This is a genomic window from Pandoraea sp. SD6-2, assembly GCF_000389825.1.
Classification (GTDB): domain Bacteria; phylum Pseudomonadota; class Gammaproteobacteria; order Burkholderiales; family Burkholderiaceae; genus Pandoraea; species Pandoraea communis.
Genome location: NZ_KB944454.1, coordinates 467,103 through 489,611, shown reverse-complemented (window position 1 = coordinate 489,611; position 22,509 = coordinate 467,103). Strand labels below are relative to the sequence as shown.

General features: G+C 63.9%; 11 protein-coding genes. 7 read left to right on the top strand and 4 right to left on the bottom strand.

Going from position 1 to position 22,509, the window contains the following annotated elements; translation table 11 throughout:
• Positions 1 to 2: 2 nt before the first annotated feature.
• Together C266_RS18515 and purU are read left to right on the top strand one after the other, a co-directional pair.
• Positions 3 to 854, top strand: a complete 852-nt coding sequence (locus tag C266_RS18515) for an NUDIX hydrolase family protein (RefSeq protein WP_010804833.1) — start codon at positions 3 to 5, stop codon at positions 852 to 854.
• Between the two features lie 78 nt (positions 855 to 932).
• Positions 933 to 1,805, top strand: coding sequence for a formyltetrahydrofolate deformylase (purU, locus tag C266_RS18510; protein ID WP_010804834.1), 873 nt, complete (start codon positions 933 to 935; stop codon positions 1,803 to 1,805).
• Positions 1,806 to 1,894: 89 nt separating this feature from the next.
• Here the strand turns inward: purU and C266_RS18505 are convergent, their stop codons facing one another.
• The 4 genes from C266_RS18505 to C266_RS18490 form a co-directional block, all read right to left on the bottom strand.
• Positions 1,895 to 3,304 carry a DHA2 family efflux MFS transporter permease subunit gene (locus tag C266_RS18505; RefSeq protein ID WP_010804835.1) on the bottom strand — a complete coding sequence of 470 codons (1,410 nt, stop codon included), beginning with the start codon at positions 3,302 to 3,304 and terminating at the stop codon, positions 1,895 to 1,897.
• 304 nt (positions 3,305 to 3,608) lie between these two features.
• Entirely contained in the window at positions 3,609 to 4,055 is a 447-nt protein-coding gene (locus tag C266_RS18500) for a DUF488 domain-containing protein (RefSeq protein ID WP_010804836.1), read from the bottom strand.
• A gap of 163 nt (positions 4,056 to 4,218) precedes the next feature.
• Positions 4,219 to 14,190 carry an autotransporter-associated beta strand repeat-containing protein gene (locus C266_RS27550; protein WP_010804837.1) on the bottom strand — a complete coding sequence of 3,324 codons (9,972 nt, stop codon included), beginning with the start codon at positions 14,188 to 14,190 and terminating at the stop codon, positions 4,219 to 4,221.
• Between the two features lie 407 nt (positions 14,191 to 14,597).
• Positions 14,598 to 15,731 carry a 2-aminoethylphosphonate--pyruvate transaminase gene (locus tag C266_RS18490; protein WP_010804838.1) on the bottom strand — a complete coding sequence of 378 codons (1,134 nt, stop codon included), beginning with the start codon at positions 15,729 to 15,731 and terminating at the stop codon, positions 14,598 to 14,600.
• 398 nt (positions 15,732 to 16,129) lie between these two features.
• On the opposite strand from C266_RS18490, the gene C266_RS18485 reads away from it, so the two are divergent.
• The 5 genes from C266_RS18485 to C266_RS18465 all read left to right on the top strand — a co-directional run bounded on the left by C266_RS18485 (position 16,130) and on the right by C266_RS18465 (position 22,428).
• Positions 16,130 to 16,846, top strand: coding sequence for a phosphonate utilization associated transcriptional regulator (locus C266_RS18485; protein WP_010804839.1), 717 nt, complete (start codon positions 16,130 to 16,132; stop codon positions 16,844 to 16,846).
• A 117-nt stretch (positions 16,847 to 16,963) separates the two neighbouring features.
• Entirely contained in the window at positions 16,964 to 18,217 is a 1,254-nt protein-coding gene (phnA, locus tag C266_RS18480) for a phosphonoacetate hydrolase (protein WP_010804840.1), read from the top strand.
• A 103-nt stretch (positions 18,218 to 18,320) separates the two neighbouring features.
• Positions 18,321 to 19,775: a phosphonoacetaldehyde dehydrogenase gene (gene phnY / locus C266_RS18475; RefSeq protein ID WP_010804841.1), complete on the top strand. Its 1,455-nt coding sequence runs from the start codon at positions 18,321 to 18,323 to the stop codon at positions 19,773 to 19,775.
• Positions 19,776 to 20,111: 336 nt separating this feature from the next.
• Positions 20,112 to 21,920, top strand: a complete 1,809-nt coding sequence (locus tag C266_RS18470; protein ID WP_010804842.1) for a Na/Pi cotransporter family protein — start codon at positions 20,112 to 20,114, stop codon at positions 21,918 to 21,920.
• A complete protein-coding gene (locus C266_RS18465; protein ID WP_010804843.1) occupies positions 21,880 to 22,428 on the top strand; it encodes a phosphonate degradation HD-domain oxygenase in 549 nt (182 codons plus the stop codon). Before C266_RS18470 ends, C266_RS18465 begins: the two co-directional genes overlap by 41 nt.
• Positions 22,429 to 22,509: the final 81 nt, after the last annotated feature.

The window sequence follows — 22,509 nt, the reverse complement described above, 5'->3', positions numbered from 1 at the left end:
GTATGTCTTTTGCTTGTATTGCGGCGGCGCGCCGCTTCGACGACACGGCGCATCTGCCGCTCGTGATCGGTTCGCAGCGTTATGGATGGATTCGCCGTCGCGACGTCGAATCGCTGAGCCGTTGGCCCGACGTGTTCGAGATCAGTTCGCTGGCGGTCCGTATTCATCCACGTCACGACACGTGCGAAGCGCGCACGCAGGCGCTTGCGCCGGTGATCGAGACGCTGGCGGCGCAAGGGCGCATTACCGGCTGGCGAAACGAGCGTTACGCGATCCGTCAACGGCTCTACGACGCGCCGCTTGCGTGGATCGAACGCGCGGCCTCCCGCTTCTTCGGCACGCGTACGTTCGCCGTGCATGTGAATGGCTACGTGCCGGCCCGCTTCGTCGGAGAGGCGCCGAAGATGTGGATCGCACGACGCAGTGTGCTCAAGGCCACCGATCCCGGTTTTCTCGACAACGCGGCGGCCGGCGGCATCGGTAACGGCATCGGCGTGGGCGATACGCTCGTCAAGGAATGCTGGGAAGAAGCGGGAATTCCGGCCTATCTGACCAACGAAGCACGGCCCGGCCGCACGCTGCACATCCTCGCAGAGATTCCGGAGGGCGTGCAGTCCGAGCAGATATTCGTCTACGATCTCGCCCTGCCGCGCGGGTTCGCGCCCAAGAATCAGGACGGCGAGGCGAGCGCACACTGGCTGTGCTCTGCCGGCGATGTGCGCGATGTGATCGCGCGCGGCAAGATGACCGTTGACGCGAGCCTGGCGAGCCTGGATTTCCTGCTGCGCGAAGGCGCCGTCCGCGCAAAGGACTGCGCCGGTATCGACGCGCTGTTCAAGCCGGCCGACGAGTAATCCGGCAACCGGCCGCACGGCCACCGACAAGAATTTCAACACTGCAACGACATTGCAAGCCTTTGCCCAGGAGCAATCATGGCACCGATCGAAAATAGCTACATTCTGAAGTTGTCCTGCCCGGACCGTCCCGGCATCGTCCACACGGTGGCCGGTTTCCTGGTCGAGCGCGGCGGCAACATTCTCGACTCGGCCCAGTTCAACGATCGCTTCACGGGCGGCTTCTTCATGCGCGTGCATTTCCAGCAACTGGCGGGGCAGAGCGATCTGGCCACGTTGCAGCGTGACTTCGCCCCGCTCGCCGAACAGTTCGAGATGCAGTGGGAACTGGTCGACGCCTCGATCAAGCCGCGCGTCATGATCATGGTCTCGAAGATCGGCCACTGCCTGAACGATCTGCTGTTCCGCTACAAGACTGGCCAACTGAACATCGAAATCCCCGTGATCGTCTCGAACCACAAGGATTTCTACCAGCTGGCGGCGAGCTACAACATTCCGTTCCATCATCTGCCGCTCCTGAATTCGACGCCGGAGTCGAAGGCCGCACAGGAAGCGAAGGTGTATGAGCTGGTGCAGGACAACAATATCGATCTGGTGGTGCTCGCGCGCTATATGCAAGTGCTCTCCCGCGATCTTTGCAAGAAGCTCGCGGGCCGTGCGATCAACATCCATCACTCGTTTCTGCCGAGCTTCAAGGGCGCGAAGCCGTACTATCAGGCGTTCGACCGTGGCGTGAAACTGATCGGGGCGACGGCGCACTACGTGACGTCCGATCTCGACGAAGGTCCGATCATCGAACAGGAAGTCGAGCGCGTGGACCATACGATGGACCCCGAGCAACTGACCGCCATCGGCCGCGATGTGGAATGCGTGGCGCTTGCGCGCGCCGTGCGCTATCACGCCGAGCATCGCATTCTGCTCAACGGCCACAAGACGGTGATCTTCCGCTAAGCACCGCCGTGCGCCGAGGACGAGAAAAACGCCCGGGACATCACGTCTCGGGCGTTGTCGTTTCTGGTGGCGTATTGTCGGTGGGGACGCTAACTACGCCGCGCCAATTCGCTGCCGGCATCGCGTGCGAGACGCGCAATCGAAATCGTCGAACTCACGGCGACCAGCCCCACGATCAGGAACGCCCACGGGAAGTCGACGTCGGTCACATGATCGCGGCTGTGCAGCCAGGACGACGTTAGCAACACGGCCGCCCCGATGGTGATGCCCAGCGTAAGCGACACTTGTTGTGCGACGCTGGCCAGACTGGTCGCCTGACTCATGCGATGCGAGGGCACGTCGGCGTAAGAGATTGCGTTCAGGCTGGTGAATTGCAGCGAGCGGAAGCATCCGCCGAGCAGCAGCGTGCCAAGGATCGCCAGATGCGATGTCTGGTCGGTGAACAGCCCATAGCTCCCAATGGTTGCCGAGGCGATGAGCGCATTGGTCATCAGCACCCGGCGGAAGCCCCAGCGCTGCAAAATGCGAAGCGAGAGCGTCTTCATGAACATCGCGCCCGCCGCTGAAACGAACGTGAGTGCGCCCGATTCCATCGGTGTCATGCCGAAGCCGAGCTGCAGCATCAATGGCAGGAGGAACGGCGTTGCGCCCACACCGATGCGGAACAGCGAGCCGCCCGCGACACCGGCGCGGAACGTCGGAATACGGAAGAGATCGAGTCGCAGCAGCGGGTGCGTGAGCCCCTTCGCGTGACGCAGATACGAGGCCAGCAGCGCAACGCCGATAGCGACGAGCCCCAACGCGAGCGGCGTGGGAATCAGATGGCGGCCAATGGTGGACAGACCGAGCATCAGGATCGATAGCCCAAGGCCGGACAGGATGAAGCCCCGGATGTCGAGCGGCGGCACGTCGTCCTCATACAGATCGGGAATGTACTTCGTGGCAAGAATGAAGCCGAGCACGCCGATCGGGATGTTGATGAAGAAGATCCAGCGCCAGTGCCAATACGTCGTGATGAAGCCGCCGAGCGGCGGGCCGAGTACCGGGCCGACCAGCGCGGGGATGGTCAGGTAGTTGAGCGCGCGCACCATGTCGCGCTTCTCCACGGACTTGAGCAACGCGAGGCGTCCGACCGGCACCATCATCGCGCCGCCCATGCCTTGCACAAAGCGTGCGATGACCAGTTCCGGCAGATTGGTCGAAATGCCGCAGAAAATCGAACTGAGGACGAACACACCGATGGCGGTGCGAAAGACATTGCGCGTGCCGAAGCGGTCGGCAATCCAGCCGCTGACCGGAATGAAGACCGCGAGGCTGATGAGGTAAGTGGTGAGCGCAAGCTTGAGCGTGATGGGGCTCTCGCCGAGATCTTTCGCGATCAACGGCAACGAGGTGGATAACACGGTGGAGTCCATGTTCTCCATGAACAGCGCGCAGGCAACTATCAGTGGAACGAGCATGAGGCGTGGTGTTGCCGTGGCGGCAACGAGAGTCAGCATTGGAAATTCGAGACGGCGCACGTCATCTCGTGCGTCGCCGGGGACAGCGGATGCAGCGGACGATAGGCAGGCTGCGCCGCACAAGGCAGACATGAGGGCTGCGCTGTGTGCGTTATAGCAAACTTCGCCGCGGCCCGTCGCGTTCGCGTGCGACGCCAGATGTTATGTGGGTTTCCACGGCATCGACGTCTTGCTGCATCGTTTTAAAGGGCGGAATGCCGTGTCGAAGTATGTGTCTGGCGAACTACGCCGCCGCTCCGGCCTTCGTCGATGCCATCAGCTCACCGCGATGGGCAAAATCGGTCTAACGCGAAACGAGGAAGTCGCGCAGCACATGAAGGTGCGTGTGCGCTTCGTCGTCTTCGAGTTGATGGGCGGCGGTGAGCAACGTGACCCGGCCTTCGGTCAATCGTGTTCGAAGTTCGGCGAGCATGGCGTTGCGCTCGGCATCGAGCGCGGCGAGTTCGTCGAGAAAGCGTTGGCGGAATTCGTCGAACTGCTCGGGATGCTGGTGAAACCACTGGCGAAGCAGTGTGCTCGGCGTGACGTCCTTGGCCCAGAAGTCGATCTGCGCCTTGAGCTTGGCGAGACCGCGCGGCCAGAGACGGTCGGCGAGGATGCGTTGTCCGTCGGCGGGATCGGGGGCGTCATAGACGCGCTTGAAGAGAATCTCGGGGTGCTTGGCGCCGCGCTTGCGAGCCGCGCTGGCCTTGGCCGGTGGCGCAACGTCGGTGGCTTTCGATGACGACATGGGGGACAACCTCCGGGGTGGACGCGCAAGCGCGCGACACCCAAGAGCTTACCGGAGGCGATCGATGCAGGCGAGTCTCGCCCTCGGCCGGCGACGCCAGATCGCGCCGCCGGCTCAAGGCTTCTCCTCTGCATTCGGCCTGCGCCTGTCCGCGAGGTGCGTGTCAGAAACGCCAGTTGAGGTTGCCGTATACCGCGTTATCGCTGAGCTTGCTGCTGAACTGGCCCGAATAGCTCACGCCAACGGTCAGTGCGGCGCCGATGAAGGCGTCCACGCCAGCGCTGACCACCGCAGCATCGCGTGCGATGGGAACCCCCGCCACCGTGAAGGCTGACGAGGCGCCGGAGAATGCCAATCGCATGTCCGGCGTGTTCGCGCCGTAGGCGTGACGCCAGCCTGCCGACAAACGCACGCGTCCCATGGCAGCCGAACCGGTGCCGAAAGCCATCTCGCCACGCAGACCGGCTGTCGAGAACGCGATGCCTTGCGATTGCTCGTCGGCGTGAAGCGCAGCGATGCTGCCCGTTTCGTCGAAGGCGCCGGAGCTTACACGGGCGTACGCCATGTTGGCGAACGGCTCAATGCTGGCGGGGCCGGCGTCCAATCGCCATGCGGCTTCACCGAAGATCTGCCATACGGACGCGTCGTAGCTTCCCCGTACCGTCTGCACGATAGGGCCGATGGAGATGCCGCGCTGCGAACTGATCTGCTGCCATGCGTATGCACCTCCGATCGTGGCGCCCAGGCGTCCGAAACGACGGTTAACGTAGGCACCGATCTGCGCGTCGTTGCTCTTTCCGGAAGCCCTCGGCCCAGTGTCGAAGGTGCTATGTCCGAGGCCGCCGAACCCGCCGGCACGCCACGCGTCGCCCAGCGGCACGTCGACACCGGCCAGCACTCCCATGCCTCGGCGATGTAATGTCGAGGCGCCGGGGCCACCGTCAGCGACCGGCTCGGCGCGCAACTGACCGTCGTTGCCGTAGACCGACGCCCATGCTTGTGTTGCCCGATGCTGTGCGCGGCAGTCGCTATTGCGCTTGGCCGGTGTCTGGTCAGTGAGCGAAGACTTGTCGTCCGACCAAGCGCCGTCACAATCCTGCCCAAGCGAGAGACTTTCGCGCAGTCGTTGTGAGACGGCGTCGCGCGCCACCTGACTTTGGCCCAGCAGCATCGATTTGATCGATGCGTACATGCTGCCGTCAAGACTCTCGAAAGCGGCCGGCGCCGTGTCGGCGGTGAGGCCAAGCGCCGCCTGGTAGAGCGCGCTGCCCGCGCCGAGTGCCTCGACCGCGCCCGCTGCCGCCTTCTGATTCGGCGTGGCTGCGCCAGTCGGGAAAGGCGTGGCGTTGGACTCGAATGACAACAGTGCAGTGGTCGCCGTGTAGGTGACCAGCGGGGTGAGATAGAGCAGGTTGGTCGATGCCGATGCGAACGTCCCCGAGACACCGCCAGGCGCCGAGACGACCACGTCCCCTGAGACGTCGGCCGGTTGCGTACCCGGTGTCGCGTTGACGACGAGATTGGCGCCGCCGATCGATGCACTGCCGGTCGCATCTACCTGACCGGGCGGGGTCCCGGGCGTTACGCTCACTTGCAGCGTCGAACCCGGCTCAAGCGTGAGATTGCCGTTGACGGCCAATATCGCACCGGGCGAGCTGACAATGATCTGGCTGCCGCTCGCTGCGGTCAGCGACCCGGTTTGCGCACCTGTGCTGCTAACGGGGGCCATCAGCCTGACGCCTGCTTGCAATGGCGACGGCGAAGCGGGTGTCATCAGCGTGGCGCCCGCCAGCACCGACACCGGCGAGTTGGGGAGGTTGCCGATATTGAGTGTGCCGCCCGCGACCGTGGTCGGGCCGGTGAGCGGGTTTGCCATGCCGAGCGTGAGCGTGCCGCTGCCGGTCTTCGTCAGCCCGCCACTGCCCGAGATGCTGCCGGGGAAGTTGCCGGCCGCGAGGGTGACTGCACCACCGTTGATGTCGAGCCCCCCTTGTGCCGTGCCGCTCAGTGACGGCAGCACGACGTCGACACCCTGCGTTGTCACGGTGCCTTGCGAGATCGTAAGCGCGCCGGTGCCGAGGCCGGTCGCGGAGGTGACAGCCACGGTCCCGCCGTTGACTGCCGTGCCGCCCGTGTAGCTGTTATTGCCGGCCAGCGTGACGCCTTGCGAGTCGTTCAGTGCGAGCCCGCCGTTGCCCGAAACGTCGCCGGTGAGGGCGAGCGGCGTAGCGCCGGAGAGGCCGAGTGTTACGCCGTTGCTCAGTGTCACGTTGTTCGCCAATGTGATGCCGCCCCCGTTCATCAGGCCCTTCCTCACGGGGACCGGCGCGCTGGCCAGGGAGCCCGCAGTGAGCGTGGCGCTGCCGGTCACGGTGAGCGGGCCAGTCCCGAGTGCCGTACTACTGCCGACGGCGAGCGTCCCTGCATTCAACGTTGTGCCGCCGGAGAACGTGTTCGCCGCACCCAGCGAGAGTGCGCCGCTGCCGTTCTTGACCAGACCGCCCGCGCCCGAGAGCGTGCCGTTGAAAATGTGGTTCCCGCTGTCGCCGGTGATCAGCCCGCCGCTGCCGAGGACCAGTTGCGTGCCAACGTCTGCGGCGAGGGAGGCGAATGCCAGCGGTACTGACGAAGCGGACGCGTTGAACGTCGAACCCGCATTGCGCAATGCCAGGCCCCCACTGCTGGTCACTTGTCCCGAAGCGCCGAGCGCCAACATGCCGGCCGTGACAGACGTTGTGCCGGAGAATGTGTTGTTACCCCCGAGCGTCGCGGTGGCGGCACCCTGTTTTGTGATGCCGCCCGTGCCGGAGATGACACCATTGAACGTGCTGCTCGCCGCCCCCCCGAACGTGAGCGATTGGGGGCCGAGCGCCACGGTGGCGCCAGCGGCGCCGCTCAGACCCGCAATGACGACGGGGGCCGAGGCCTGCGTGATGTTCAGCGTGGTCCCGGCGACCAACGAGACATTGTTGGCCCCGGAGAGCGTACCGCCCGCGGCGAGGGCGACGGTACCGTTTGCCACGTCGATAGCGCCGGTGAAGGTGTTTTGGCCGGTCAGCGTTTGCGTGCCCGACCCGGTCTTGACGACGCTGCCCGCCCCGGCGATAGACGCAGCCAGCGACTGGTTCGTGCCATTGCCGAACGTCAGGGTATTGCCGCCAAGGTTCACACTGGCGCCGGTGCCCGCCAGCGTCCCGAGCGTCTGATTCCCCGCCGCGGAAATATCGAACGTTGCGTGGCTGCCGGCCAGGACCACGTTCGCACCGTTCGCCAGTTGGCCCGTCGCGCCGAGGGCGAGCGTGCCACCTGCAATGGTGGTCGTGCCCGTGAACTGTTGTTGGCCCACGAGCGTTTGCGTGCCGCTGCCTTGTTTGACGATGCCGCCCGTGCCGGTGATCGTGCCGTTCACGGTATGGCTCGACGCATCGCCGAACGTCAGCGTGTTGTTGCCAAGCGCGACGTTCGTGCCCGTCTGTGTCGTGAGCGCACCGACAGCACGGTTGCCGGTGGCCCCGGAAATGTCGAACGTTGTCCCCGGGGTCTGCAACGTGAGCGCGCCCGACGCCGACAACGTTCCGGCCCCGCCCAACGCGAGCGTACCGCCTTGCACGACCGTCCCGCCGGTGTACGTATTCGTGCCGGTCATCGTCTCGGTTCCTGCGCCGACCTTAACGACGCTGCCGGTGCCAATCACGCCGCCGCTGAAGACTTCGTCGACGCCGTTCGTGCCGATATCGAGGGCATTGCTGCCCATGTTGATGGAACCGCCCCCCGTGAGCGCACCGAACGTTTGCGTGCCATTGCCCGCCGACAGATCGAAGGTCGCCCCTGTCGCCACGTCGACGACACCATTGGAGTCGAGGCTCGCACCGGCTCCGAGCGCCACTGTGCCGTCGTTGATGGTCGTCGCGCCTGCGTAAGTGTTCTGACCGTTAAGCGTCAGCGTCGCACCACCGTTTTTCGTAATGCCGCCTGCACCGCTGAGTGAACCGTTGAGCGTGAGATGGTTGGAGCCCACGACATCGAGATTGCCATCGAGCGCGATCTGATTTCCCAACGTACTGTCCTGCGTCGAGTCGAGCGAGGTTCCGTCGGCAAAAGTTGCGGTTCCCGTCCCCAATGCGGTGTTGCTGCCGACCGAGATACCACCGGCCTGAACATTGATCCCGCCCGTGAAATCGTTGTTGCCCGCCAGTGTCTGCACGCCGTTGCCGAGTTTGACGAGGCTGCCGCCGGCACCGTGAATGTTCGACGCCAGTGACCCGCTGCCAGCGTTCTCAAGCGTCAGTGCCGTGTTGCCGAGGTTGAGGGCGCTGCCTGCGACACCCGTGATCGAAGCGACGGCTTGATTGGGGCCCGTCGAGATGTCGAGTACCCCGGTTGCGCCGTCGAGGCTAACGGTCTTGCCACCGAGTTGTGTGCCGTTGCGCAGGGCGACGGTGCCGGCGTCGATATGCACGTCGACGGTCAGTGCGGCGCCGCCATTGAAGGTTTGCGTGCCGCTGCCTTGTTTGACGAGGCTGCCGGTGCCATTGAGTGTGCCGCTGAACGTCGCATCGGTTGCACTGCCCAGCGTGAGCACCTGGGTGCCCGTGCTGACCGTGCTGCCTGCCGCGCCGTCAAGCGATCCGATGACGGGCGCGGTAGCCGCGCTCACGTCGAATGTTCCGCCGGAAGCGAGCGCCACGTTGTTCGTATTGGATAACGTGCCGCCTGCGCCCAGCGCGAGCGTACCGCTGTCCACACCGATGTTGCCGGCAAAGGTGTTCCGTCCGGTCAGCGTCAATGCGCCGCTGCCGTCCATGATCAGCGCGCCAGTCCCCGAGATGGCGCTCGCCAGCGTGGCGTTGTCGTTGTTGCCCACCCGCAAGGGACTGCCGCCTCCGAGCACGACACTGCCGCCACTCCCCGAGAGATGGGCCAGCGACTGATTACCCGCCGCACTGATGTCGAACACCGCTCCCGGGGCCGTCAATGCCACCGACGCGCTGGCGCCAAGACTGCCGGTCGCGCCGATGGCGAGCCTGCCGTTGGCTATCGTGGTGGTCCCGGTGTACTGCTGCAGTCCGAGTACCGTCGTGGTTCCGCTGCCTTGTTTGACGATGCCGCCGCTGCCACTGATGATGCCCGCGACGGTATGGCTGGTCGCGTCACCGAAGGTCAACGTGTTGCTGCCGAGTTGAATCAGGGTGCCGGCATCGGCGGTGAGCGCGCCGACCGCTCTCGGCCCGTTGGCGCCGGAGATGTCGAATATCGAGCCGGCGTTGTTCAGGGTGAGCGCACCGTTCGTTGCGAGGGCGCCCGCGCCGCTCAATGCCAGCGTGCCCGCCTGCACGACGGTACCGCCCGTGTAGGTGCTTTGCCCTTCGAGCGTTTCCGTGCCGGTGCCAATCTTGACGACCGACCCCGTGCCGGCGATGTTGCCGCTAAAGATGCCGTTGCCGGCACTGCCGATCTCCGTCAGAAGGTTTCCGATGTTGACGGTCCCCGCGCCGTCGATGGGGCCGATGATCTGCGTCCCGTTGCCCGCAGAGAGGTCGAGCGTCGCGCCAGCGGCGACATTGACCGAGCCTAATGCGTCAAGCGATGCTCCTGCGCCCAATGCCAGCGTGCCCGCGTCGATTGCCGTCGGCCCTGTGTAGATATTGCTGCCGCCCAGTGTCAGCGTTGCGGCGCCGGTCTTGGTCAGGCCGCCGGTGCCGGAGAGCACACCGTTGAGCGTGAGATTGTTGCTGCCAAGGACCGTCAACGTGCCGGTCAGGCCGAAGTTGTTGCCAAGCGTGACCGCTTGCGTGCTGTCGAGGCTGATGTTGCCGTTGAGGGTCAGGGCTCCCGTGCCGAAGGCGCTATCGTTGCCGGCGATGAGACCCCCTCCATTCGCGGACAATCCTCCCGAGAAGTCGCTGGCGCTCAGGAAGCTCTGCACGCCAGCGCCTGTCTTGATGAGCGAGCCGGTCCCGTGAATCTCACCGTCAAACGACGCGGCGGCGTTGCTGCCGAACGTCAAATTATGGGACCCGAGCAAGATGGCACTGCCGGACACGCCGTTCAACGCGCCAATGATCGTGGCGCCGCTCCCGCTGATATCGAACCCGCTGTTCGAACCGCTCAGTGTCAGCGCGTTGCTCCCCTGAAGCGATCCGCTACCGCTAAGTGCAATCGTCCCATTGGCGATATTGATGCTGCCGGTAAAGCGCTGAGGCGCCGTAAATGTCTGCGTGCCCGAGTTCTGCTTGACGATGCCGCCCGTGCCGGTTAGCGTCGCCGCAAATAACTGATTGCTCGTATCGCCAAAGATCAGCGTGTTGGCGCCCAGGGCAATCGTGCCTCCGGTGCCTGAGAGTGCGCCGACCGTTTGGACGCTGGCACCACCGCTGATATCGAAAGTTGCCGACGGACCGATCAGCACAAGCGCCCCCGACGTAGAGAGCGAGCCATTGGCACCGAGCGCGAGCGTGCCATCGGTGATGGTCGTGCCGCGCGTCCAAGTGCCTGCGCCGTCCAGCGTCAACGTCGCAGGGCCGAATTTTTGCAATGCACCGTTTCCCGACAGCCCCCCTGTCAACGTCAGATTGCGGTCTCCACCGATGGTCGATGTTCCGTTCAGCGTGATGTCGTTGCCGAGCGTCATCACCTGGGTATTGTTGAACGTGGTCTGATCGCCCATCGTTAGCGCGCCAGTGCCGATCGCGTTCGCGTTGGTCAACTGAAGGCCGCCGTCGGTGACGTTGATTCCGCCGGCGAAGTCGCTGACACCGGTAAGCGTCTGCACGCCGCCGCCTTGTTTGATCAGTGACCCAGTGCCGTGAATGCTGCCGTTGAACGTCTCATTGATGTCGCCGCCGAACGTCAGGGTGTTCGCACCGATCAAGATTTGCCCCGCGCCGCCGCTGAGCGATCCGATGGTTTGCGCGCCTGCCGCGCTGGTGTCCAGCGTTGTCGCGTTACCCAGCGTTACGTCGTTCTGCGACGACAAGCCGCCGCCAGCGCCGATGATGAGGGCTCCGCCGTCGATCACAATGCTCCCCGTAAGCGCTTGCTGTGCAGTAATCGTCTGCGCGCCCGTGCCGAGCTTGACGATACCCCCGCCGTTACCGGTCAGTCTGCCCGCGAAGGTTTGATTGCTGCTGTCGCCAAAGGTGAGCGTGTTGTTGCCAAGGATAATCGTGCTGAACGCGGCCCCGGACAGCGCGCCGATGGCCTGGTTCGCGCCTTGGCTGATGTCGAGTGCAGCACCGCTGGCCAGGGTGACGGGGTTGCCGGAAAGCGTTCCTGTGCCGCCGATGGCCAGCGTTCCGTCCGCGATGCTGATCTGTCCCGTGAAGGCATTCTGTCCGGTCAGTGTTTGCGTGCCCGCGCCACGTTTGACGATACCCCCTGTGCCACTGATGTTGCCCGCGAAGGTGTTGCTGGCGCTGTCGCCGAGCGTGAGCGTGTTGTTGCCCAACGTGACCTGACTGTTGGATGCGCCGATCAGTGAACCGATACTCTCCGCCCCCGCGCCGCTGACATCGAACGCGGTGCCATTCGCGAGCGTTACGACGTTGCGGTTAGCCAGCACGTTGTTACCCTGCAGGGTGAGTTGCCCCGCCGTGACGTTTATGCCACCGGTGAAGGCTTGCGCTCCGGTGAGCAGGAGCGAGCCCGTGCCTTGCTTGACGATCCCGCCCGAGCCCGAGATCGTTCCGCCGAATGTCGAGTTTCCGGCGTTACCGACGGTCAGTGTCTGACTGCCGATCAACACACTCGATCCGGTCACTCCGGAGAGCGCACCGAATGTCATGCCCGCAGCAGAGGAGAGATCCAGCGTCGCGCCGCTGCCCGTCAGCGAAAGCGGCGTGGTGTCGGCAAACGTGGCGCCTTGAAGCTGAAGCGTTCCCGTCTGAACGTTGATGCCGCCATCGGCCGAACTTGCGCCGGTCAGCGTCACCGTGCCGGAACCTTGTTTGACGATGCTGCCGCCACTGCCGGTAAACGCCCCTGCGAATGTCTGATTGGTCGCATCGCCGAATGTCAGGGTGTTGCCGCCCAGAACAATCGACGCACTCCCGATGCCCGTCAATGCGGCGATGGTTTGCGCTGCCGCCTGAGAGATGTCGAACGTGGTGCCGTTGCCGAGCAGCGACACCGCGCCTGTGCTGGCCAGCGAGCCGCCCGCGCCGAGCGCGATGCCACCCGCGTTGATCGTTGTGCCGCCAGTGAACGTATTCGCACCTGAGAGCGTTTGCGTGCCGCTGCTCATCTTGACGATACCGCCCGTGCCGCTGATTGTGCCCGCAAACGTGCTACCTGCACTGCTGCCGAGCGTGAGGTGGTGGCTGCCGAGGAGGACCTGCGTGTTCGCCACGCCCGAGAACGTGGTAACTGTCCGGTCGCCGTCTGCGTTCGACATGTCGAAGACGGCCCCGGCACCTGTGAGCGCGAACGGCGTGCCCCCGATCAACAATCTGCCGCCGCCCGATAGCACCAGTGTTCCTGCTGCGATATTGATCCCGCCGCCGAACGTGTTATTGGCGGTGAGCGTGACCGTTTGCGAGCCTTGTTTGGTGACACTGCCATTGCTGGAGGAGATCGGTGCGGCTATCGTGAGCGGTGCGCTTCCACCCAACGTCAACGTGCTGCCGCTGCCGACCGCAACCGGGTTCGAGATGGTAAGCGGGGCGTTGGCATCCAGCACGTTGCCCGTGCCGGAAACCTGTATTGCCCCGCTCCCGAACGCCGTGTTGCTTCCCGCGATGAGCGTGCCGCTAATGAGTGCGGTGCCGCCGGAATAGGTGTTGTTTCCCGAGAGCGTCAGGTTGCCTGTGCCTGTCAGTGACACGTTGCCGCTACCGCTGACCGCGTTGCTGAGGGTGAGCGGATTTGCACCGGTGACCGTAAGACCGTTGGTTCCGAGTGTGACCGGGAGCGCAATGGTCAACCCCGCGCTGGCGGCCTGCACCTCGCCGCCACTGGCCGAGAGCGAGCCGGTGCCGAAGCTGCCGGGGTTGTCGAAGATGGCGAGGCCGCCGTTGAGCGCCGTCGAAGTGACGGCCAGCGGTCCGTGAAGCGTCCAGGTGCCTCCGTTCAACGTGGCTTGCGAGAAGTTCAGATAGCTTGCACCGTTGAGCGTGCCGGCGCCGGTTGTCGTATTGTCGTTTGCCGAGTTGATCAGGGCGAGCGAGTTGGCGCCGCCCGAGCCGCCGTCGATGACACCGGCGGCCGCGAAACCGAGATTGAAACCAGTGACGGGCAATGCGGCTATGCCGGTGCTGCCGCCGTCGTCGAGCGTCGAGCCGGTAACTGCCGTGAACGTGTTTGTGCTGTTGGCGCCAAGCGAGACGCTGCCGCTTAATGCGCCCCTGTTGGTGAACGTATTGCCGACCCCCGGTGTTCCGCTCGTCTCAAACGCGATGCGCCCCTGCACGGTACCCGAGTTGCTGAAGTTGACGACTCCGCCTCCGTACGCCGCTGCCACGGGGGCGCCGCCGGTGCCGGTGAGCGAGGCGCCGAGCAGCGGCGTCGCCCCGAGCGTGCCGGTATTGTTGATGACTGCGGTGCCGCCGGTGGCGTTCTGCACGGTCAGCGCAAGGCCGGTAAGACCCGGCAGGCTCGCGCCGAGCGTGCCCACTGTGCCGCGCATGACGGCGTTGTTCGTCACCGTTTGCGTACTGCCGCCGGCGTTGGCATTGCCGATGACCGTGCCGCTGGAAAGGATGCTGATGGTGCCGAGCAGCGAGGGGTCGATGCTGCCGCCATTCACGAGCGTCACGTTGCTGCCCGTCAGAGACAGCGCGGTACCGCCAATGCCAAGTAGGACACCAACGCCCGCACCGCTGTTGACGTTCACCTGGAGGTTGTTCCCTGCATTCGCATACGACGGAGCCAGCGGGTTCGCGGCGCCGCTGCACGTCACCACGCTGCCCGCCGCCGTGCAGGCTGCCCACACTGACCCGGGCGCTGCGGCCCCGAGCAACACGATGCACGCGAGGCAAACGCGGCTGAGCGAAAGCGAGAGGAACAACGAGCGCGCACTGCTGCGCGCACGGCGCATGCGCGATGCCGGGGCGCCCGCACTTTGCTGCGCCGTCTCAGGTGCGGGGACGACATCAAAGCGGCAATGCCGCCAGACCAACCGATAGAGGTGCTTGTTCATCGTGCTCGGATTCCCCAATGACGTGGAGTGCTGGAAGGCAGCACGCGAGACAAGTGCGTGCCTGCGACAGCCGACATTCGGGGGGAGGCGACGACAGCGGCGGACGAACGGTCAATGCGCGCAGCGAACCGTGGCGTGTCTTGCCGGATGAAGCGCTAATGCGCGGGTGATGTGCGGGACATTCTAGGAAGCGCGATGGGAAAGTGCCCGTTGTGCGAAGCTGGCGAGCATAGGCGCCGACTCGGCTGCGATGTCGAATTCGGCAGGGAATCAAGGCCGTGCGACGAGGCGGCGACGCGGTCGAAGCGTCGGGGGAAATGCAGAGTTTCGGACGATTCCCTACGTTAGCGGCGATCGTTGAAGACGGGCGACCGCGGGGGGGCACCCGTTGTTCTTTGGCGGAGCGCTTACGCGGCGCGTGTGAGCGGCGTCACTTGCCGAATGCCGAGCGACGCCAGCGACTGCGCAATCGCCGTGACGACGTTGCGCATCTCGTTGTCGTCGATGGCGCCGATACAGCCGACACGGAACGTCTCGATCTGTGTGAGCTTGCCCGGATAGAGGATGTAGCCGCGCTCGCGCACGGCCGCGTAAAACGCGTTGAAGTCGTACTTGCTGTCGGCAGGTGCGTGAAACGTCACGATGACGGGCGCCTGGACATCCGGCGCAAGGAACGGACGAAAGCCCAACGAGGCCATCCCGTCGATCAACGTGTGACAGTTCTTCCGGTAACGCTCGCCACGTACCGCTTGTCCCCCTTCGGTCAGGAACTGATCGACTGCCGCGCGCAATGCAGCGACGACATGCGTGGGCGGTGTGAAGCGCCATTGCATGGTCTTCTGCATATAGATGTACTGGTCGTGCAGATCCATCGCCAGCGAATGGCTGTTACCGGCACTGGCCTCCAGCACCGACTTCTTCGCGATCACGAAGCCCATGCCCGGCACGCCTTCGAGGCACTTGCCGCTCGCGGCGATGAGGGCATCGAACGGCATCGACCGCACGTCGATCTCGACGGCGCCAAACGAACTCATGGCGTCGACGATGAGCCCCTTGCCATGCTTCCGGCAGACCCGAGCGATGTCGGCGAGCGGATTGAGCACCCCTGCACCGGTTTCCAGATGCACCTGCGCAACGTGCGTGATAGACGGGTCCCGCGTGAGCGCATCGTCGATGGCTGCGGCGCCGGCCGCCTGATCTTCGGGGATGGGCAGTGCGACAGCGTCGCGTCCCAGATAGCGGCAGATTTTCAGAATGCGTTGGCAGTACGCGCCGTTGTCCGGCACGAGAATGCGCGCGCCGTGCGGCGTGAGCGTACCGATTGCGGCTTCGACGGAGAACGTGCCCGAACCTTGCAGCGGCACGCAGACATAGTCGCCGCCGCCATGCACGACGTCTACCAGATCGCGGCACAGCGAGGCCGTGATGCGGTTGAACTGGGCATCCCACGAGCCCCAATCGCGCAGCATGGCCTGCCGGGTCGCCGGCGACGTGGTGAGCGGGCCGGGGGTGAGCAGAATCGGTTCCTGACCGAGAATCATGAGTGCCTCCTATCAAGCGGGAAACAAGCGTGGTGAGTGCGGCAAACGTATTTTTGTGAGGCGGCGTGTTGCATATTATTGGCAATTTATGTCTTTTTATTGAAGGTATCGATCTTTGTCATCGGTTCGTCAAACACCTTTAATAGTATGGAAAGTATTGATTGGGATAGGGTTTCGTCGCTTCCTTCGATGGTTCGTTCCAGTGCGTCTAAAAATCAGCCGCTCAAGCAAGACATATTTTGTTGACAGTCTACAAATGACCGTGCTTGAATGTTGAGCAGCAAAAATAGTCACGTAATGCCACAAATCGCCAAGTCCGCGGATCGAAGCAATTTGGCGTTTTGGGGGTGGCTGGCAGTACGCGATAGCGTCAGCGTTCAGAGATAAGGAAGGCCGGTATGACCCACAAGCCCACGTCGCCCACGGCAATCGAGTTGTTGCAGAGTCAGTCGCTCACCACGCTCGTCCAGCATGAGATCGAGCGTCAGATCGTCGCGGGCACGCTCACGCCCGGCACCAAGCTCAACGAGATCGAGGTAGCCGGCCGTCTGGGAGTGTCGCGCGGCCCGGTGCGCGAGGCGTTTCGCGCGCTGGAAGAGGCGGGGCTGTTGCGCACCGAGAAGAATCGCGGCGTGTTCGTGCGAGTCATCTCGCTGGAAGAGGCGGAAGAGATTTACACGTTGCGTGGTGTGCTCGACGAATACGTGGGCCGCACGCTGGCCGAGACGATCACGTCAGAGCAACTCACCCGGTTGCGCGAATCGGTCGAAGCGATGCACCGCGCGGTGGTGTCGGGCGACAGCGAGGCCTACTACCAATTGAACGTGTCGTTTCACGATTCGCTTGTCGAGATGGTCGGCAGCCGCAAGTTGCTGGAAACCTACCGGCGGCTGGTCAAGGAGTTGAGCTTGTTCCGTCACGAAGCCTTGACGGGCGATACGACTGCGCCGCCGAAGTCGGCGCGCGAGCATCGCGACATTGTGAGCGCGATTGCCTCGCGCGATCCCGAGCGGGCGGCGCAGGTCACGCGCGAGCATCTGGCGCGAGGCCGGGCCCGCATCCGCGAAACACTGTCGCGGGCACCGGGTGCCCCGGCGCAGACGAAGGCCGGCTGAGTGTCGCCTGAGGGTTGATGAAATGGTTGTCTTGTTGAATATCCGGCCGCCGCGCGGGCATTGCATCGAAGCCGATGTCAGCGGCGGTCAACCCAGTTGCGCTTGAGGAGGCCCGACGTGAACCAGCCCTTGCAGATCCAGGTGAACGGCCGCCAGTACCGGCTGCCGCAACAGCCGACCGTCATCGTGTGTGTCGACGGCTGTCAGTTCGAGTATCTCGAAGCCGCTGCGTCGGCGGGTGTTGCACCGTATCTGAAGCATGTGCTGACCGAAGGTTCGGTCTTCCAGGGCGACTGTGTCGTGCCAACGTTCACCAACCCGAACAATCTATCGATCGTGACCGGTGTGCCCCCTGCCGTGCATGGCATCTGCGGTAATTACTTCTTCGACCCGGCCGCCGACGGTGGTCGCGGCGCGGAAGTCATGATGAACGACCCGGCCTATTTGCGTGCCGGCACCGTGCTGGCGGCCGCCGCCGATGCGGGCGCGAGTGTCGCGGTCGTGACCGCCAAGGACAAGCTGCGCAAATTGCTCGGCCATCGCATGAAGGGCATCTGCTTCTCGTCGGAGAAATCCGATCAGGTCACCCTCGCCGAGAACGGTATCGAAGACGTGCTGGGTCTCGTCGGCATGCCGGTGCCCGACGTCTACAGCGCGGCACTCTCCGAGTTCGTGTTCGCTGCGGGCGTTCGCCTGCTCGATACGCGTCAGATCGACCTGATGTATCTCTCGACGACAGATTACGTTCAGCACAAGTGGGCGCCGGGCACGCAGGGTGCGAACGACTTCTACGCGATGATGGACAAGTACCTGCGCCGCATGGACGAACTGGGCGCGGTCATCGGTCTGACGGCCGATCACGGCATGAACGCCAAGCACGATCCCAAGACCGGTCAGCCCAACGTCATCTATTTGCAGGACCTGCTCGACGACTGGCTTGGCAAGGGCGTCGAAGCCGGTGGTGCGCGCGTGATTCTGCCAATTACCGATCCGTATGTGGTGCATCACGGCGCGTTGGGATCGTTCGCCACGATCTATCTGCCGCGCGACGCGGATCGCGACGCCGTTCGCCAGCGCATTGCCGCGCTGCCCGGCATCGAGGTCGTGCTCGCCAATGCGCAGGCATGCGCGCGCTTCGCGCTGCCGCCCGACCGCGTGGGCGATCTCGTCGTCGTGAGCGGTCAGTCGGTGGTACTGGGCACCAGTGCGAGCCGGCACGATCTGACCGGTCTCACGGTGCCGCTGCGCTCGCACGGCGGGATCTCGGAGCAGACGGTGCCGCTGCTCTTCAACCGGAAGACGGACGGTATTCCGGGCAAGGCGCGGCTGCGCAACTTCGACATTCTCGACGTCGCGCTCAATCACGTTTGAGGCCGCACCGCGAGGATCTGCCAATGAGAACCCACGGTGCGCAAGCCTCGGAACATTGGTGTCGCCGGGCCCCTGTCTCGTTGGATATGCTGTGGAGAACCCCATGAACGTGCCGCACAAGCTGTCTCCCGAGTTCCGCGCCGAAGCGCTTCGCATCGGTGGCGAGAAAGTGACCCGCGAACGCATCATCGAAGTCTTCAACCCATACTCGGGCGATTTGGTCGGCACGGTGCCGAAGGCCTCGCTCGACGACGTGCGCCGCGCGTTCTCGATTGCCAAACAGTACCGCTCGACACTCACTCGCTTCGAGCGCGCCAACGTCCTCGATAAGGCTGCGGTGCTGCTGCGTGAGCGTGCAGCCGAGGCGGCTGCGATCATCACGATGGAGTCGGGGCTGTGCAAGAAAGATGCCGTCTATGAGATCGGGCGCGTAGCCGATGTCCTCGGCTTTGCTGCCGGCGAGGCGCTCAAGGACGACGGTCAGGCTTTTTCTTGCGACCTCACGCCGCATGGCAAGAAGCGTCGCGTGGTCACACAGCGCGAGCCGCTGTTGGGAGCGATTTCGGCCATCACACCGTTCAATCATCCGATGAATCAGGTCGCGCACAAGGTGGCGCCGTCGATCGCGACCAACAACCGGATGGTGCTCAAGCCGTCGGAGAAAGTGCCGCTCTCGGCGTTTTATCTGGCCGATACGCTTTACGAAGCCGGTCTGCCGCCAGAGATGCTTCAGGTCATCACGGGGGATCCGGTCGAGATTGCCGACGAGATGATCACGAACGAGAACGTCGACATGATCACGTTCACGGGCGGCGTGTCGATCGGCAAATACATCGCGTCGAAGGCGGGTTATCGTCGCATCGTGCTGGAGCTGGGGGGCAACGACCCGCTGATCGTGATGGAAGATGCAGACCTCGAGCGCGCCACCGATCTCGCGGTACAGGGCTCGTACAAGAACTCGGGGCAGCGCTGCACGGCGGTCAAGCGGATGCTCGTGCACCGTGACGTTGCGGCACGCTTCACCGAACTGGTCGTGGAGAAGACCCGTGCCTGGAAATACGGTGATCCGGCCGATGGGGCGAACGACATGGGCACGGTCATCGACGAAGCGGCTGCCCGTCTGTTCGAGGCGCGCGTGAATGAGGCGGTTTCGCAGGGGGCGCGTTTGCTCGTGGGCAACAAGCGCGACGGCGCGCTGTACTCACCCACCGTCATCGATCGTGTCGATCCGTCGATGACCGTCGTGCGTGAAGAAACGTTCGGGCCAGTGTCGCCGATCCTCACGTTCGGCAGCATCGACGAAGCCATCGCCATGTCGAACGGCACGGCATTCGGTCTGTCGTCGGGGGTGTGTACGAACCGCCTCGACTATGTCACGCGTTTCACCAACGAGCTTCAGGTGGGCACGGTCAATGTCTGGGAGGTGCCGGGGTATCGCATCGAACTGACGCCTTTTGGCGGTATCAAGGATTCCGGTCTGGGCTACAAGGAAGGCGTGCAGGAAGCGATGAAGAGCTTCACCAACACCAAAACCTTTACGCTGCCGTGGGGAATCTGAGGCCGGATTCAGGCTGCGACAGCGGTGGCCGGGGACGATGAAATGGGCTGGAAGGAGGCGCTGCACGGCCGGTCGCCTCGGTCTGTCCCCCTTACGCAACAAGGCTTAGCAGAATCAGAGAAAAAATTGTGACAAATTCATGACACGATTGTTGCAATGGTCGTTTTGGTGTACGGTGTGTCGATTGGGGATACGCATGACGCGTGAACTTCATACGCATCCCGACGCCAGTGTTGGACTGACGCGGGATGCCGGTTTGGCAAACCAGTGGGTGCGTCATGTCGGCGGCGCGAAGCGCTGCCTGTCCCGTCGACAATAAGATCACGGAACACTGGCATGCTGACACTGCTCAACCTTCTCTCCGGCGTGGCGATGCTGATCTGGGGTACGCACATCGTGCGTACCGGGGTCCTGCGCGTCTACGGCGCCGACCTGCGGCGCATTCTGTCGCACAGCATCTCGAATCGCTTCCTCGCGTTCGCCGCGGGAGTGCTCGTGACGGGCCTCGTGCAGAGCAGTAACGCGACGGCACTTATCGTCTCCTCGTTCGGCGCGCAGGGTTTGATCGCGCTGGCCCCCGCACTGTCGATCATGCTCGGTGCAGACGTCGGCACGGCGCTCATGGCGCGGATCCTGACGTTCGATCTGCATTGGCTCTCGCCGCTGCTGATCTTCTTCGGCGTCATCTTCTTTCTGTCGCGCAAACAGACCCGCGCCGGTCAACTCGGCCGCGTGTCGATCGGACTGGGCCTGATCATTCTGGCGTTGCAACTGATCGTGGGCGCCACCACGCCAATGACCGAAGCGGCGGGCGTGAAGGTGTTGTTCCGCTCGCTAACGGGCGACGTGATGCTCGACACGCTGATCGGCGCGCTTTTTGCCATGGTGTCGTATTCGAGTCTGGCAGCGGTGCTGCTCACGGCGACGCTGGCATCGTCGGGCGTGATTTCGCTCAAGGTGGCCCTGTGCCTGGTGATCGGCGCGAATCTGGGCAGCGGCATGCTCGCCATGCTGACCTCTGCCGGACAGAACGCGGCGGGGCGTCGGGTGGTCTTCGGCAGCCTGCTCTTCAAGTTGATCGGCTGCCTGCTTGTGCTGCCGTTCGTCGACTATGCGCCGATGCTCGTGAACTGGCTCTCGGACGCCCCCGCACAAGCCGTCGTCAACTTCCATGTGCTCTACAACCTGGCGCGCTGCGTGGTGTTCCTCGCGTTCACCGAGCCGATGGCGCGCCTGTGCGTTCGACTGCTTGCCGACAAGCCGGAGGCAGACGGTGTGACACGTGCGCGCCACCTGGATGAGAGCGCGTTGGAGATGCCGTCGGTGGCGCTGGCCAATGCCACGCGCGAAACGTTGCGTATGGGCGATATCGTCGAGCAGATGCTCAATGGTTTGCTCGATGTCATTCGCAGCAACGACGTGGCGCGGGCACGCGAGACGCGCCGGATGGACGACGACGTCGATCATCTCTATACCGCGGTGAAGATGTACCTCACGCGCGTGTCGCGCGAGAACCTGAGCGAGCAGGACAGCCGGCGCTGGACGGACATCATCTCGCTCACGATCAATCTGGAGCATGCGGGCGATATCATCGAGCGCATGGTGACGGAGGTCGAGGAGAAGAAGATCTCGCACAAGCTGTCGTTCTCCGAGGCGGGGTTGCAGGAAATCTGCGACATGCACGCGCGCCTGGTGACGAACCTGCAACTCGGGTTGTCGGTGTTTCTGAACACGGACCTCAAGAGTGCGCAGCGGCTCATGGCCGAGAAGGAGAGCTTCCGCGATCTGGAGCGCGCCTATTCGTACACGCACCTGAACCGTTTGGCGGGCCAGTCGGTGCAGAGTATCGAGACGAGTTCGCTGCATCTGGACATCATCAGCGACATGAAGCGTCTTAATTCGCTGTTCTGCTCGACGGCGTACCCGGTGCTCGACGACGCCGGCGCATTGCGCAAGAGCCGCATGCGAGACAAGCCGAAGGACGGCAAGGAGATGAAGGACACCAAGACACTGAAGGAAACGAAGGTGTCGAAGCTGGCGGCGCTTGCCGATGTCGCGGCGGCCGCTGCCCCAAGTTCTCGCGACGATAACGAGAGTTCACACGATGGCCCTGAGCCTGCCGGACATCCGCACCCTGTTCGATAAATTCGGCTCGCTTGCCTACAGCGGCGAGCCTGTCACCCAACTGGAGCACGCGCTGCAAAGCGGCGCGCTCGCCGAGAGCGAAGGCGCCGACGAGGCGCTCGTCGCGGCCAGTTTCCTCCACGATCTCGGCCATCTGCTCAATCTTCAGGGCGAGACGCCCACCGAGCGCGGCATCGACGATCTGCACCAGTATTTCGCGCTGCCTTTCCTGCGTCCGTTGTTCAGCGACGCGGTGCTCGATCCGATTCGTCTGCACGTAGACGCCAAGCGTTGCCTGTGCGCTATTGATCCCGAGTACTACGCCAAGCTCTCGGCCGATTCGGTGCGCAGTCTGGCATTACAGGGCGGGGTATTCAGTGATGACGAGGCGAAGACGTTCCTCGCTCGCGAGCATGCCGGGGCGGCGCTGCGGTTGCGTCGCTGGGACGATCGGGCAAAGGTTGCCGGCATGGCGACGCCGTCGCTCGATCACTACATGAAGGTGTTGGAACGGGTGGCGCGGCAGTAAGGGCGGAACCGCACTGACGTGCGGTAAGTGCGCCGCAGTGCGCCGATTCATCGACCGGGGAGGGCGTGGCCCTCCCCAGCG

Coding starts and splice junctions, on each gene's coding strand:
- C266_RS18505 (WP_010804835.1), bottom strand. CDS start 3,304: ATGCTGACTCTCGTTGCCGCCACGGCAACACCACGCCTCATGCTCGTT.
- C266_RS18470 (WP_010804842.1), top strand. CDS start 20,112: ATGCTGACACTGCTCAACCTTCTCTCCGGCGTGGCGATGCTGATCTGG.
- C266_RS18490 (WP_010804838.1), bottom strand. CDS start 15,731: ATGATTCTCGGTCAGGAACCGATTCTGCTCACCCCCGGCCCGCTCACC.
- C266_RS18515 (WP_010804833.1), top strand. CDS start 3: ATGTCTTTTGCTTGTATTGCGGCGGCGCGCCGCTTCGACGACACGGCG.
- purU (WP_010804834.1), top strand. CDS start 933: ATGGCACCGATCGAAAATAGCTACATTCTGAAGTTGTCCTGCCCGGAC.
- C266_RS18485 (WP_010804839.1), top strand. CDS start 16,130: ATGACCCACAAGCCCACGTCGCCCACGGCAATCGAGTTGTTGCAGAGT.
- phnY (WP_010804841.1), top strand. CDS start 18,321: ATGAACGTGCCGCACAAGCTGTCTCCCGAGTTCCGCGCCGAAGCGCTT.
- C266_RS27550 (WP_010804837.1), bottom strand. CDS start 14,190: ATGAACAAGCACCTCTATCGGTTGGTCTGGCGGCATTGCCGCTTTGAT.
- C266_RS18500 (WP_010804836.1), bottom strand. CDS start 4,055: ATGTCGTCATCGAAAGCCACCGACGTTGCGCCACCGGCCAAGGCCAGC.
- C266_RS18465 (WP_010804843.1), top strand. CDS start 21,880: ATGGCCCTGAGCCTGCCGGACATCCGCACCCTGTTCGATAAATTCGGC.